Annotated in this window: 9 protein-coding genes; 6 read left to right on the top strand and 3 right to left on the bottom strand. The window is 69.8% G+C overall.

Annotated features, from left to right (window positions below; translation table 11 throughout):
* Both BT364_RS41970 and BT364_RS32875 read left to right on the top strand, forming a co-directional pair.
* On the top strand, window positions 1-1962 hold a 1962-nt coding region (locus tag BT364_RS41970), incomplete at its 5' end, for a hypothetical protein (protein WP_072488864.1).
* Entirely contained in the window at window positions 1959-2822 is an 864-nt protein-coding gene (locus BT364_RS32875) for an immunity 49 family protein (RefSeq protein WP_072488863.1), read from the top strand. The genes BT364_RS41970 and BT364_RS32875, both read left to right, overlap by 4 nt.
* A gap of 14 nt (window positions 2823-2836) precedes the next feature.
* Here BT364_RS32875 and BT364_RS43530 read toward each other — a convergent pair whose 3' ends face one another.
* Together BT364_RS43530 and BT364_RS32870 are read right to left on the bottom strand one after the other, a co-directional pair.
* Window positions 2837-2971, bottom strand: coding sequence for a response regulator (locus BT364_RS43530; protein ID WP_256260322.1), 135 nt, complete (start codon window positions 2969-2971; stop codon window positions 2837-2839).
* Window positions 2968-3966: an ArsR/SmtB family transcription factor gene (locus BT364_RS32870; RefSeq protein ID WP_072488862.1), complete on the bottom strand. Its 999-nt coding sequence runs from the start codon at window positions 3964-3966 to the stop codon at window positions 2968-2970. The genes BT364_RS43530 and BT364_RS32870 overlap by 4 nt, the downstream gene beginning before the upstream one ends.
* Before the next feature lie 74 nt (window positions 3967-4040).
* Between BT364_RS32870 and BT364_RS32865 the strand changes: the two genes are divergently transcribed.
* Window positions 4041-5300 (top strand): MFS transporter, encoded by a 1260-nt coding sequence (locus BT364_RS32865; protein WP_072488861.1) that lies wholly within the window; start codon window positions 4041-4043, stop codon window positions 5298-5300.
* On the opposite strand, the gene BT364_RS32860 is transcribed toward BT364_RS32865, so the two are convergent.
* A complete protein-coding gene (locus BT364_RS32860) occupies window positions 5263-5910 on the bottom strand; it encodes a mycothiol-dependent nitroreductase Rv2466c family protein (RefSeq protein ID WP_072488860.1) in 648 nt (215 codons plus the stop codon). The genes BT364_RS32865 and BT364_RS32860 overlap by 38 nt on opposite strands.
* A gap of 133 nt (window positions 5911-6043) precedes the next feature.
* Here BT364_RS32860 and pepN point away from each other — a divergent pair, with 133 nt between their 5' ends.
* From pepN to BT364_RS32845, 3 genes are all read left to right on the top strand, one after another.
* Window positions 6044-8659, top strand: a complete 2616-nt coding sequence (gene pepN / locus BT364_RS32855) for an aminopeptidase N (RefSeq protein ID WP_072488859.1) — start codon at window positions 6044-6046, stop codon at window positions 8657-8659.
* Window positions 8660-8837: 178 nt separating this feature from the next.
* Window positions 8838-9863 (top strand): hypothetical protein, encoded by a 1026-nt coding sequence (locus BT364_RS32850; RefSeq protein WP_072488858.1) that lies wholly within the window; start codon window positions 8838-8840, stop codon window positions 9861-9863.
* 197 nt (window positions 9864-10060) lie between these two features.
* Window positions 10061-13372, top strand: a complete 3312-nt coding sequence (locus BT364_RS32845; RefSeq protein ID WP_177328332.1) for a S8 family serine peptidase — start codon at window positions 10061-10063, stop codon at window positions 13370-13372.
* The last annotated feature ends 171 nt before the right edge of the window (window positions 13373-13543 follow it).

Here is a 13543-nt window from a genome sequence, read left to right as displayed (position 1 = left end):
TCCCCCGCCGCGCTGCTCGTCCTGCACGTCCTGCCCGGCGACCACTCGGCCTGGATACGTGACTCGCAGACCGCGGTGCAGGAGACCGGCAAGGCCCTGATCGCCTGGGACCAGTGGGGCAGCAACCCCTCCCGCGCCGCCGGAGCGGTCACCTTCAACGTCCTGACCACCGTCTTCACCGGCGGCACCGGCGGCGCAGCAGCAGGCGCGGGCAAAGCCGGCCTGGCCGCCAAGGCCCTCTCCCTCACCGGCAAGACCGCCCGCGCCGTGGACCCCATGACCTACGTCTTCAAGGGCGCAGGCGCCGGACTGTCGAAGATCAGCGACGTGATGGCGGGGCTCAAAGGCCTGGGCCGCGTCGAGTTCCCGCCCCTCCCCGACCACGTCATCACCCTCCCCGAAGGCACGATCAGACTCCCCGACGGCACCCTCCACCTCCCCGAAGGCGCCGCCGTCCCCGAAGGCGCGACCACCCTCCCCAACGGGACCGTCAAGCTCCCCGACGGAGCCGTCGCACTCCCCGAAGGCACCGTCAGATCCCCCTTCGACGAAGGCGCCCCCTACCTGGACCGCCACGGCAACCTCTACAACGAGGACGGCACCCTCGCCCAACGCGCCGACCAGGCAGGAACGAACCCCCACACACAAACCCCGGACCCGATACGCGAACCGGCCCTGACCGGCGCAGGCGCCCGTACCGGCGACGACGCCATCCACCTCGGCAACGACCTGGGCGACCTCGGCCGGCCCGGAAGCGACGCATCGGGCGGAAGTGCGGGCAACCATCTGCCGGACAGCGGCCCCCACCACGCACCTGGCGGCGGCGTCGGCGACAACACACCCAGCAACCATCTGGACAGCAACGCCCCCAGCGGCAGATCAGGCGGAAACGGGCCTGCCCACCACACCGGGCCATCAGGCACAGGCCCCACCGCCGGCCACGACCTCCCCACCGGCTCCGGCCACCCCGGCCCTCCGGGCACCGGCGGCCGCGGCGGCGGCACTCACATCGGCGACAGCGCAATCCCGCCGCAACGCCAGCCCGTGCCACGCCCCAGCTTCATGCGCGACGGCGCCAACCCCTACGGTCCTCGCAATTCACTCACCCGGGAGCAGATCGAGGAAATCCAGGTCCACCGCGCCAACGAAGAGCCGGGTTACTTCGAGCGTTACTACAGAAAAGACGGAACACGCATCAGGGTGGAGCGGCACGACGCAAGCGGATTTGCGCCACCGCAGCTCACCCGACTGTCGGAACATACCCCGTGGATTCGCGCCAAGGATGTTCCAGCTCCCCCCGCCCCTCACTACCTGGACGAGGGATATGTTTCCGTGAAAGCGGAAACAGTCAAAAGCAAGTTCAGACTAAAAATCCTGGAAGAGGCCACGAGGAAGCGACACTTCGCCATCCGGTGGGACAACCTGGTAACGGAATGGAAGGCAGAGGCGGCCAGGGCCCATGAAGCTCAAGGCACGTTCGAATCAGCCGGGCTCTGGGGGGAGGCAAAAGGCACATACAAAGAATCCCACACCCAGATGGGACATGCCGCCGAGGAATTCGGGGAGAAGGTGGCCGAGTATCATTACATGGCCGAGCAACATCCGGGGTTCCAGAAGGAAGAACTTCTCGGCCCGAACAGCGGAAACGACCAGTTCGATCAAATATGGACGCACGAAGACGGGCGCGTCGTTGTCATCGAGGCGAAGAGCAGCACGACGACAGAACTTGGGAGAAGGACCCTACCCAACGGTAAGCAAGTCTCCCAAGGAAGCAAAGAATATTTCTCAGAAATCCTCAAACTCATGGAAAAGCGAGGCGAAACAAAGCTCGTCGACGCCATAGAAAGGGTCCTAGGAACAGAAAAGCTCGAATATGTCGTAGTTAAGGGGGAAAAGAACTCAGGGACGTACAATGGCTACAGGTACAGGCGATTCGATATAAGTAAGGGAACTATTTCGTGACCGAATCCTTCATCCGCCACGCCTTGCCCGGCGGCCCCGACGCCGAGAGCTTCGCGGAGCAGCTGAGTGAGCGAGTAACCAGGCGAATCGACAGGGCTGAAGAGTCCGCAGACATGATCGACTTCGCATTCAGTACGGCTGTCATGGCCCTGAATGCTCATTGCGTCGTCGACCCACGAGCAGCGAATGCAGAGACGTGGGAGGCCGCAGTCAACGCGATGCAGCTCGGCTCGGCACTCTTCGCCGTGACGGGGACGAGCGAAGGAACAATCGAGTGTCGCGTCGATCGAAAGCTACGAACTCTCCCGGCTGTCGGCCCGTTGTCGGCCGCTGATGCGGGCAACTGGCTGACGGCGTTCTGGCTTGCCGTCATCTGCCGTGAGCAGCAGCGGATGACACAGTTGTGCGAGATCCCGCTGGAGCGGCTGCACGCTTCGGAGGGGGCGTACGACGAGTACATCTATCACTGGGTCGATGCGCTTCAGACCTACTGGCTTCGGCGGCCGGGGCTGGTGGAGAAGCTCACCGCCGCGATCGAGATGTCAGACCCCTCGGTGGCACGGATCGCCCCGCTCGACCTGCTGCAGGGGCAGCTCTATCCGCCGATCAACCTCTTTTACCACTTCGTCACCAGGAACACCGAGGGCTTCACGCCTGCCCTGATCGAAACCCTGAAACTGCACCATGCCTACTGGACCCTGACCGAGGAACGCACCACCGACATCGACGGCAGCATCGCCCTCGGCCCCCTCGCCATCGCCTGCCTCGCCTATGACGGAAAGTTCCCCATCGGCGTCGAATCCGAGTACCTGCCCAAGCATCTCCTCCAGCACAGCTGGCTCGGCGAATTCCCCACCTGAGCCGTCCCGGCGCACTACAGCCAGCACTTCTCGCGCGCGATGCGGACCGCTCGGCCAGTTGGGAAGCCGGGGCGACCGAAGGTGATGACGACGACCTTCGCAGCCGGGAGCTCGCGTTGCAGGGCCGCCGCCGCATCGATGCCGGTCATGCCCGGGGGGAGCACCGTGAGCCGCCCCGCTGCGCCCCCACCAGCACGTCCCCCGCCTCCGTGCGGAAGTACAGGACCGAACGGCCGACTCTGCGGCGGTCTGCCAGGCCCGCGTCGAGGAGGATCTTGAGGTGGCGGCCGACCGAGCCGAGGGCCTGGTCGGTCAGGGCCACCAGTTGGGTGGTGCTCTTCGGGGCGGCGAGGAGGACGAGTACGGCTGCTCGTGCGGGGCCGAGGAGACGGGACAGGCTGTCCGGGACCCGGGCCCGGTCCGCGTCGGCCAGGGTGCCGGAGCAGGGGTAGACGACCGCGTAGCGCCGGGCTTCGTCGTTCCAGGAGACCCAGCCCGAGCGCTGGGTGACCGGGACGAACAGCAGCCGTACGCCGGACAGTTGCTTCGGCGGGTAGTCGTGCGCGTTGATCTGGAGCCGGCTGTCGCCCAGCCACCGCATCCCCGGGCGCAGACCGCCCAGGGCGGCCGCCCAGCCGCCCTGGCTCAGCTGTCCGGTCCGCGCGACGATGTCCGCCTCGATGATCCGGCGGCGGCGCGGCCAGTCCGGCAGGACTGTGTGCAGCCAGACCCAGTGCAGGACGTCGGCGGCCCGCCGGGCGAGGTCGTCGCGGTCCAGGAGCGCCGGGAGGGGGCCGCCACCCAGCGACACCGCCAGGTCCGCTCGGGCGCGCTCGGGGGTGGTCGCCCGGACGGGGGCCAGCTCCTCCTCGAAGGACGGGGCGCCCTCGCCCGTCGGTGTCGGGGTGATGAAGTCCGCGTTCCAGCTGCCGCCGAGCGCCGCCGGTACGAGAAGGGCCGCGACCGGGTCGGCGGCCTGCCGGGCGCGGTAGGCGGGCAGATGGGCGTCGAGCCAGGTCCGTTCGCCGGGGTGCTCGGGCCGGCCCCGCTCCAGGGAGTTCAGGGCGGAGAGGGTCTCGGCGAGCGGTGAGACGACGAACCGGCTCCCGGCCAGCGTGTCCGTGTTGATCTGCCACAGGCCCACGACGTCATGCCTCCACGTTTCGCCGATACGCGAAACTGTAACGGTCGTCCCGGACCGCCGCCGAGACTCCCCGCATGCGCACCTACCGGGAACTCTTCCGTACGCCGCAGTTCGGACCGTTCTTCGCGACCAGTGCCGTCCAGGTCGCCGCGTCGACGACGAGCGGGCTGGCCCTCGGCACCCTTGTCTACGCCGCGACCGACTCGCCGCTGCTCGCCGCCCTGTCCATGTTCGGCTCCTCGCTCGCCCAGATGATCGGGGCGACCGTGCTGATGTCGGCGGCGGACCGGCTGCCGCCCCGGGCCGCGATGACCGGTCTGGCGCTCGCCTTCGGACTGGCCACCGCCGTGCTCGCCGTCCCCGGGCTGCCGCTGCCGGTGGTCTTCGCGATCATCCTGGCCGAGGGGGTGGTCGCGGCCGTGGGCGGCGGGGTGCGGTACGGACTGCTCAACGAGGTGCTGCCCAAGGACGGTTATCTGCTGGGGCGTTCCGTACTGAACATGTGCTCCGGCCTGATGCAGATCGGCGGGTTCGCGCTCGGCGGGCTGCTGGTGGCGACGCTCTCCGCGCGCGGCACGCTGCTGATCGCCGCCGCCCTGTACCTGACGGGAGCGGCCGTCGCCCGGTTCGGGCTGGTGCGCAGGGCGCCGCGCGCCGCCGGGCGACCGTCGGTCGCGGAGACCTGGCGGATCAACGCCCTGCTGTGGTCCTCGGGCCCGCGCCGCCGGGTCTATCTCGCGCTCTGGGTGCCGAACGGGCTGATCGTCGGCTGCGAGTCGCTCTTCGTCCCGTACGCCCCCGAGCAGGCCGGGCTCCTCTTCGCCTTCGCCGCGCTGGGGATGCTCATCGGGGACACCTTGGCGGGCCGGTTCTTCGCGCGGCAGTGGCGGGGGCGGCTGGCCACTCCCCTGCAACTGCTCCTGGCCGTCCCGTATCTGTTCTTCGCCGCGCGCCCGGCGCTTCCCCTGGCGTTCGCCCTGGCGGTGCTCGCCTCGGTCGGGTTCTCGGCGAGTCTGCTGTTCCAGGAGCGGCTGATGGCCCTGGTCCCGGACGAGTTCACCGGTCAGGCGCTCGGCCTGCACTCCTCCGGGATGCTCACCATGCAGGGCGTCGCGGCGGCGCTGGCCGGCACCGTCGCCCAGTGGACCTCCCCCGCGACGGCGATGACCGTGATGGCGGCGGCCTCGATCGCGGTCACCCTGGCCCTGACCGCGGCCGGGCGCCGGGCCGCGGGAGCGGTGGACGAGGACGGTGCGGGGCCGGGCGGCTGCCGGGACCCGCACCGCACCCGGCAGGTCAGTCGAAGATCGGCCCCTGGGTCCGGGTCCGCTTGATCTCGTAGAAGCCGGGGATCGACGCCACCAGCAGCGTGCCGTCCCACAGCTTCGCCGCCTCCTCGCCCTTCGGGGCGGGGGTGACGACCGGGCCGAAGAAGGCGATCTGCTCGCCGTCCGCGCCCGGGACGGCGATGACCGGGGTGCCGACGTCCTGGCCGACCTTGTCGATGCCCTCCTTGTGGGAGGCGCGCAGCTCGGCGTCGTACACGTCCGAGTCCGCGAGGTCCGCCAGCTCGACGGGCAGGCCGACGTCCTGGAGCGCGCCCACGACCGCCTCGCGGGTGGGGCCCTCGCCCTGGTTGTGGAAGCGGGTGCCGAGCGCGGTGTACAGCGGGCCGACGACCTCGTCGCCGTGCTTCTGCTGGGCGGCGATGACCACGCGGACCGGACCCCAGCCCTTCTCCAGCAGCTCGCGGTACTCCTCCGGCAACTCGTCGATCTTGTCCTCGTTGAGGACGGACAGGCTCATCACGTGCCAGCGGACCTCGACGTCACGGACCTTCTCCACCTCCAGCATCCAGCGGGAGGTCATCCAGGCCCAGGGGCAGAGCGGGTCGAACCAGAAATCGACAGGGGTCTTGCCGGTCGCCGTGCTGTTGTCGGGCATCGTCTCTCCTTGTAAGGGCGATCGCATCTGTGCGCAGAACGTCCCCGGAAGCGCCCGCCATTCCCGAGTTCCGGGCCGAGCAGCAGCATGGGAGGATCAAAACCATTCGAACGTGACACAAAGGAGTGTGCCCGTGCCCGGTGAGAACCTGTCCCGTGACGAGGCCCGCGTGAGGGCCGAGCTGCTGACCGTCGACGGTTACGAGGTCGAGCTCGATCTGCGTTCCGCCGTCGGCGGGCCCGACGGGGACGGGGACGCCGCATCCGGTCCGCGCACCTTCCGCTCGGTGACCACGATCCGCTTCCGCAACGCGCGGGCCGGGGCTTCGACCTTCGCGGACCTGGTGGCCCCGGCCGTGGACGCGGTGACGCTGAACGGGCAGCCGCTCGACCCCGCCGTGGTCTTCGACGGCACCCGGGTGGCGCTGGACGGGCTGCCGGAGGGCGAGAACGTCCTGGTGGTCGACGCGCGGTGCGCGTACAGCCGGACCGGCGAGGGCATGCACCGCTTCGTCGACCCGGAGGACGGCGAGGTCTACCTCTACACGCAGTACGAGCCGGCCGACGCGCGTCGCGTCTTCACCAACTTCGAGCAGCCTGACCTGAAGGCCCCCTTCCGCTTCCAGGTGACGGCGCCGGAGGGCTGGACGGTACGGAGCAACGGCGCGGAGGAGTCGCGGGAGGGCGGGGTCTGGCGGTTCGCCGAGACGAAGCCGATCTCCACGTACATCACGGCGGTCGTCGCCGGTCCGTACCACTACGTGACGGACTCCTACAGCCGTACGTTCGAGGACGGCACGACGCTGGAGATCCCGCTCGGCGCGATGTGCCGCAAGGGGCTCGCCCGGCACTTCGACGCGGACGACGTCTTCCTGATCACCAAGCAGGGCCTGGACTTCTTCCACGACAACTTCGACTACCCGTACCCGTTCGGGAAGTACGACCAGGCGTTCGTGCCGGAGTACAACCTCGGCGCGATGGAGAACCCGGGCTGTGTCACGTTCCGCGAGGAGTACATCTTCCGCGGCAAGGTGACGCAGGCCGCGTACGAGAGCCGGGCCAACGTCATCCTGCACGAGATGGCACACATGTGGTTCGGCGACCTCGTCACCATGCAGTGGTGGGACGACCTGTGGCTGAAGGAGTCGTTCGCCGACTTCATGGGCGCGTTCTCCATGGTGGATTCGACCCGCTTCGAGAACGGCTGGATCACCTTCGCCAACAACCGCAAGTCCTGGGCGTACCGCGCCGACCAGCTGCCCTCCACGCACCCGATCACGGCCGACATCCGTGACCTGGAGGACGCCAAGCTGAACTTCGACGGCATCACGTACGCCAAGGGCGCCTCGGTGCTGAAGCAGCTGGTGGCGTACGTGGGGCGGGAGGCGTTCCTGGAGGGCGCCCGGCGCTACTTCAAGAAGCACGCCTACGGCAACACGCAGCTGGGCGATCTGCTGTCCGTCCTGGCCGAGACGTCCGGGCGCGACATGACCGCCTGGTCGCGGTCGTGGCTGCAGACCGCGGGCGTCAACTCGCTGACCCCGGTGGCCACGTACGACGCGGCGGACCGGATCACGGAGCTGGCGGTCCTCCAGGAGGCGGCCGAGTCCCACCCGGAGCTGCGGCCGCACCGGGTCGCGGTCGGGCTGTACCGTCGCGCCGCCGACGGCGACCTGGTGCGCTACGCCCGCGCCGAGGTGGACGTGGCGGGGCCGCGCACGGTGGTCGGGGAGCTGGCGGGGGCCGAGCGGCCCGAGCTGATCCTGGTCAACGACGACGACCTCACGTACTGCAAGGTCCGCTTCGACGAGGTGTCGCTGGCCACGCTGCGGGAGCACCTGGGCGACATCACGGACCCCCTCGCCCGGGCGCTGTGCTGGTCGGCGCTGTGGAACCTGACCCGGGACGGGCTGATGCCCGCCCGTGACTTCGTCTCCCTCGTGCTGGCCTTCTCGGGCCGGGAGTCCGACATCGGTGTGCTCCAGATGCTGCACGCCTGGACCCGGACCGCGCTCACGCAGTACGCGGCGCCCGGGTGGCGCGAGGAGGGCGGCCGGGCGCTGTCCGAGGGTGCGCTGCGGGAGCTGCGGGTCGCCGAGCCGGGCAGCGAGCACCAGCTGGCGTGGGCGCGGTTCTTCGCGTCGGTCGCCGACTCGGACGCGGACTTCCAGCTGCTGTCCGGGCTGCTGGACGGTTCGGCCAGGATCGACGGGCTCGACGTCGACCAGGAGCTGCGGTGGGCGTTCCTCTCCCCGCTGGCCTCGCACGGGGTGGCCGACGAGTCGGTGATCGACGCCGAACTGGCCCGCGACGACACGGCGTCCGGCAAGCGGCACCAGGTGCGGTGCCTGGCCTCGCGGCCCTCCGCGGCGGTCAAGGCGCAGGCCTGGGCGGCCGTGGTGGAGTCGGACGCGCTGTCCAACGCGCTGGTCGAGGCGACGATCTCGGGCTTCGCCCAGTCGTCGCAGCGGGAGCTGCTGGCGCCGTACACGGGCACGTACTTCGACGCGATCGAGCGGGTCTGGGCCGAGCGGTCGATCCAGATCGGGGTGATCGTGGTCAAGGGCCTGTTCCCTGCGCTTCAGGACGATCCGTCGACGCTGGCCGCGACGGACGCGTGGCTGGCCGCCCACGAGGACGCGGCGCCGGCGCTGCGGCGGCTGGTGCTGGAGGCCCGGGACGACCTGGCGCGGGCCTTGCGGGCGCAGGCGTGCGACACGGGCGCGGCACAGGCCGCGGCCGGGGTCTGACGGATGCGGGGCGGGGCGGGGCCGGTGCGCCCGGCCCCGCCCCGGCTCGTCCGGCTCTCGGAAAGGGCCGGGCCTTCCGGTCGTCGAACGTGCGCACTTTAGGACGGCGTTGTCCTGAATTGTCGACGAGCGTGTAACAGGGGTTAGCGCCGCGACGGCATGCGGGATACCCCGGAGCATGACCCAGAACACGCCGCTCTCCCCCTGCCACCCCCGCACCGACGGCGACGTCCGCCAACGCGTGCTGTCCGCAGCGCAGTTGAGTGCGCGGGGGGTGTCCGCCGCGGAGGCCGCCGCGCGCTGCCGGGCGGGCGGGCCGTGGCAGCAGCCGCTGCCCGGCGTGTACGTCCTGCACCCGGAGCCGCCCACCGGCGAGGAGCGGCTGGTCTCCGCACTGCTGTACGCCGGCCGGCCACCGGCCTCCGGCCGCCGGGGCGTCCCGGCGCAGCCGGAAGGGGGGACGGACCCGGGGACCGGGTACGGCGAGGCGATGATCACCGGTCTCGCCGCACTCGCCCTGCACGGCTTCGCCACCGCGCCGCCGCCCTCCCCGGCGGCCGGCATCGACGTACTGGTGCCGCGCACCCGGCGGCTGCGTTCGGTCGGACACGTACGTGTGGTGCGCTCCTCCGCCATGCCCCGCGCCGAGCAGGTGGACGGTCTGCCCGTGGCGCCGGTGGAGCGGGCGCTCGCGGACGCGATCGCCGGGCTCCAGGACCCCTTGGCCGTGCGCGGGCTGCTCATCGAGGCGGTGCGCGGCGGGCACTGCGAACCGGCCGCCGTGGTACGCGAGTTGAGCCGCGCGAAGCTGCTGGGCCGGCCCCAGGTGGTGCAGGCCGTGGACTCGTTCCTCGCCGAGGGCCGGGCGCTGGCGGAGGGCCGGCTGTACGAGATGGTGCGGGCGTACGACCTGCCGGAGCCGCTGTGGAACGTGGAGCTGCGGCTGCCGGGCGGCCCCTGCCTCGGCGGCGTGGACGCCTACTGGCCCGAGCAGGCGGTCGCGGTGGAGCTGGACGCCCGGGCACCGTGGTCCGGTTACGCCGCGGAGCGGGAGCATCTGGAGCGGCTCGGCGTCACCGTCGTACGCCTCTCGCCGAAGAAGCTCCGTGACGCCGGCGAGCAGCAGGCGGTCGTGGTGCGTACGGCGCTGATGGCGGCGGCCGACCGCGAACCGGCCGCGTATGTGATGATCCTGCCCCGCTGAGCACGCGAGGGACGGCGAAGCGGGTCACGGGCGTCACTTATCTGTCACTTCGTCCCTGATGGCGCACCAGCAACAGTGGCGGGATTCTGCCATGTACACATCCCGCCCCCTTCAACTCTCCACAAACCCCTGTCATTTACGAAAGGGTGAGCGGTCATCCGGTACCGAATTCCGGACTCTCTCTTTCATATCCAGGGATGCTGATGACCTCCGAATCCCCCAGTTCCATACCCGGGGCGAGACGCGTGGCCCGAGTCGCGGCCGCTGCCGGTCTGGTGGCCGCACTGGCCGCCACCGGTGTCGCCCCCGTCTTCGCCGCCGACGCGCCCGACACCGCTCCCGTCAAATCGGCTGCCGAGGGCGCCACGGCGAACAAGCTCGGCACCAACGACGAGCAGCTGCTGGCCAAGGCGAAGGCCAAGGGCCAGAAGAACATCACGATGATGGTCGCCACCGCTCCCGGTGCGACCGAGCAGGTCACCAAGCAGCTGGACGCCGTCAAGGGCTCCGTGCTGGGACGTGCGTACGACAAGCTCGGCTACGTACGGGCCACCGTGCCCACCGCGACCGCCGAGGCGACCATCAAGGCGGCGTCCAAGCTGTCGTCCGTCCACGGCATCGATCTCAAGCAGGAGATCAAGCTGGACGACCCGACGCCCGCGGCCGACCGCGCCGCCGGGGCCGGGGTGAAGGCGAAGTCCACCGGCTCGTACCCGGCGCCCGGCAGGAAGACCCCGGCGAAGAACCCGTACAACCCGTCCTTCGAGACGGGCGCGGTCGACTTCGTCCAGCAGCACCCGAAGGCCGACGGCCGCGGGGTGACCATCGGTGTCCTCGACTCGGGTGTCGACCTCGGCCACCCGGCGCTGCAGAAGACCACCACCGGTGCCCGCAAGATCGTCGACTGGGTGACCGCGACCGACCCGGTCAGTGACGGCGACGGCACCTGGCTGCGGATGACGGACGCCGTGTCCGGCCCGACGTTCACGTACAAGGGCCTGACGTACAAGGCGCCCACGGGCGAGTACCGGATCAAGCTGTTCGCCGAGGCCGCCACCAAGGGCGGCGACATGGCGGGCGACCTGAACCGCGACGGCGACACCACCGATGTGTGGGCGGTGCTCTACGACCCGGTCACCGGCACCACCCGCGTCGACCTGAACGACAACGCGGACTTCTCCGACGACGCCGTACTGAAGCCGTACAAGGAGAAGCACCAGGTCTCCTACTTCGGCAAGGACGACCCGCGGACCGATGTCGCCGAGCGGATCCCGTTCGTCGTCGAGACCCGCGAGGACGTCGTCCACAACGCCGCCGGCGACACCTCCGACTACGTCAACATCGGTATCATCGAGAGCGAGCACGGCACCCACGTCGCGGGCATCACCGCCGCGAACGGCCTGTTCGGCGGCAAGATGAACGGCGCCGCGCCGGGTGCGAAGATCGTCTCCTCGCGGGCCTGCACCTGGGACGGCGGCTGCACCAACATCGCGCTCACCGAGGGCATGATCGACCTCGTCGTGAACCGCAGCGTCGACGTCGTCAACATGTCGATCGGCGGACTGCCGCCGCTCAACGACGGCAACAACGCCCGCGCCGAGCTCTACAAGCGGCTCATCGACATCTACGGCGTCCAGCTGGTCGTCTCGGCCGGCAACGACGGTCCGGGCGTCAACACCATCGGTGACCCCGGCCTCGCCGACCACGTCATCTCCGTCGGCGCGTCGATCTCCAAGGAGACCTGGGCCGCCAACTACGGCTCGAACGTCACCAAGAAGTACGACATGATGCCCTTCTCCTCGCGCGGTCCGCGTGAGGACGGCGGCTTCGCGCCGATCCTGACGGCCCCGGGCGCGGCCATCAACACCACCCAGACCTGGCTGCCCGGCGGCCCGGTCAAGGAGTCGGGCTACTCGCTCCCGGCCGGCTACTCCATGCTGCAGGGCACCTCGATGGCCTCGCCGCAGGCCGCCGGTGCGACCGCGCTGCTGCTGTCCGCCGCGAAGCAGAAGCACATCGAGCTGCCCCCGGCCGATCTGCGCACCGCGCTGACCAGCACCGCCACCCACATCAAGGGTGTGCCCGCGCACGCCCAGGGCTCCGGTCTGATCGACATCGTCGGCGCCTGGAAGCAGATCGAGAAGCAGGGTGCCCCGGCGCACGAGTACTCGGTGAAGGCCCCGGTCGACACCGCGATCGACTTCGCGCTGAAGACCCCCGGCTTCGGCACCGGCCTGTACGACCGCGAGGGCGGTCTCAAGGTCGGCCAGAAGAAGACGTACGACGTCACGGTCACCCGCACCACGGGCCCGGACAAGGCCGTCAAGCACAAGCTGTCGTGGAAGAACAACGACGGCACCTTCAAGCTGGTCGGCTCGTCCACCGTCTCCCTGCCGCTGGGCGAGCCCGTGACCGTCAAGGTCCAGGCGAAGCCGGGCAGCACGGGCGTGCACAGCGCGATCCTGAAGGTGAACGACGGCAAGACCGCCGGTGTGGACCAGCAGATCCTCACCACGGTCGTCGTCTCCACGAAGCTCGTGAAGCCCGCCTACGCGTTCAAGGCGTCCGGCTCGGTGCAGCGCAACAGCAGCGAGTCGTACTTCCTGACCGTTCCGGAGGGCGCCAAGACCCTTGAGGTCGCCATCGGCGCGCTGCGCTCGGGCAGCCAGACCCGCTTCATCTCGATCCACCCGTACGGGGTGCAGATGGAGGACAGCTCCACGATCTTCTGCTACCCGAACTACGAGAACCCGGCCAACACCTGCCGCCCCGACGTGCGCTCGTACAAGGACCCGCAGCCGGGCGTCTGGGAGATCGAGGTCGAGGCACGGCGTACCTCGCCGCTGCTGGACAACCCGTACAAGCTGGATGTCTCGCTGCTCGGCGCCACCTTCGACCCGGCGGTGCAGACCATCGCCGAGGCGAAGATCGGCACGCCCGCCTCGGTGACCTGGAAGGCCACCAACAACGCCGGTGACCTGGTGGGCTCGCTCAAGGGCGGCTCGCTGGGCTCGGCCAAGGTCGACAAGCCGTCGATCAAGACGGGCGACGAGCAGAAGTACACGGTCACCATCGGTGAGGGCGTCGAGAAGCTGGACGTCGCCATCGGTGGCACGTCGGACGCCAACGCGGACCTGGACCTGTACGTCTACAAGGGCGACACCGAGGTCGGCAAGTCCACCACGGCGGGCTCCGAGGAGTCGGTCAGCCTGGCGAAGCCCGCCGCCGGTACGTACACCGTCGTCATCGACGGCTACGACGTCCCGGCCGGGACGACCACGTACGACTACCGCGACGTGTACTACGCGCCGTCGCTCGGCACGATCAAGGTCGACGAGTCGAAGGCCGTGAACCTGGCCAACGACGCCTCCGCCCAGATCACCGCCGAGGTCGCGGTCGCCGGGGCGGCCCCCGAGGGCCGGCAGTTCTTCGGCGAGGTCCACCTGGTGAACAGCCGCGGCACCGCCGCGGGCACCGGCAGCGTCGTGATCGAGAAGGTCACGCCGTAACGGTCACCATGTGATCCGTACGACAGGTACGACGGTGGGGCGGGCGCTCGGTGGAGCTCCCGCCCCACTGCTGTGCGCCCGGCCGGGCGGGCACTGTCCGTACCGCGGACAATGGATTGGACAAGAAAGCCGTGAACATACGCATCATGGAACGGCAACCGTCTCAGTTCG

Source organism: Streptomyces atratus, assembly GCF_900119365.1.
GTDB lineage: Bacteria > Actinomycetota > Actinomycetes > Streptomycetales > Streptomycetaceae > Streptomyces > Streptomyces atratus_B.
Note: the sequence above shows the minus strand (reverse complement) of the source record. Positions and strands in the feature narration are given on the sequence as shown.